Annotated in this window: 1 protein-coding gene; it reads right to left on the bottom strand. The window is 55.0% G+C overall.

Annotation, left to right across the window (positions count from 1 at the left end; all coding sequences use genetic code 11):
• Positions 1-46: 46 nt before the first annotated feature.
• Positions 47-531: glycogen/starch synthase (locus PORUE0001_RS05340; RefSeq protein WP_007365447.1), on the bottom strand; the 485-nt coding region annotated here is incomplete at its 5' end.

The raw sequence follows: 531 nt of genomic DNA, 5'->3' as shown, positions 1-531 counted from the left end.
CTTGATCGCTAGGGGCTTCGCTGTATATGTCGGAAAAGGGGAGCTCTTACTCCGTAAAGCTTCGGTAGAAGTCTACGTAAGCCTCAGCATGATCTACTGCTGGGCCAGGGTACTCTAGCACTTTGTGGTCAGGCTCCGAGCGAAGGTACTCGATGAGCTCAGGAGAGACCGACTCCTGCCCCAGGATCACACCATCTGAGTAGTGGATCGCCATACGACGTAGCGCGTCTGGCGTCACCTCCCCTTGTAGCGGGTCGAGCAGGTCTCCCGTAATCTTGTCAAACTCAAGCTTCTTGATCAAGTCTTCGCCAATCTCGCCCTCCTCCTCGTTACCATCGACCGAAAAGAGCACCTTAGCACGCTCGAAGTAAGGGTCATTCTTGTAAGCCGTCTTCAGGTAGACGGGTGCCAGTGCGGAGAACCACCCCAGACAATGAATCACATCGGGGATCCAGTGCAAGCTTTTGATCGCCTCCAGGACGCCTCGGATGAAGAAGATGCTGCGATCCGCATTGTCACTAGGCGCTCCCT

This window comes from Porphyromonas uenonis 60-3, assembly GCF_000174775.1.
In the GTDB taxonomy this organism is placed as follows: Bacteria; Bacteroidota; Bacteroidia; order Bacteroidales; family Porphyromonadaceae; genus Porphyromonas; species Porphyromonas uenonis_A.
The sequence above is the reverse complement of the archived record's forward strand: the minus strand, read 5'-3'. Positions and strand labels throughout refer to the sequence as shown.